Source organism: Microbulbifer okhotskensis (assembly GCF_023895975.1).
In the GTDB taxonomy this organism is placed as follows: domain Bacteria; phylum Pseudomonadota; class Gammaproteobacteria; order Pseudomonadales; family Cellvibrionaceae; genus Microbulbifer; species Microbulbifer okhotskensis.
The window spans coordinates 1-306 of record NZ_JALBWM010000453.1; the positions used below are offsets into that span (position 1 = coordinate 1).

Sequence of the window (306 nt, forward strand, 5' to 3'; positions counted from 1 at the left end):
TTATATTTTTCCGTGAGTTCTTTAATCCGGTTTGCTTGCCACTGCCAAGCGCGGTCGCGCATAACAATTTTTTCCAATACGCGGAATTTTCCACCAGATTTAAGCGGCGGAGCAATAACAACGACTGCGGCACCGTCGCCACTGCGGGAGGGGTCATAACCAATCCATACAGGCAGGTTGCCATAGGGCCGAACTTCGCGCTTTTTAAAATCGACCCAGGTGACATTGGTATCAATCGAACAACTAAGCAGATCATCTAATTTAAATACTGATAAGCCCGCCTCCATAAAGGCGCACATAAATAAG

Annotated in this window: 1 protein-coding gene; it reads right to left on the reverse strand. The window is 46.7% G+C overall.

The features are described 5' to 3' along the window. A partial coding sequence (locus MO867_RS22895; protein WP_444875291.1) for a phage terminase large subunit family protein occupies window positions 1-306 on the reverse strand: 306 nt, incomplete at both ends.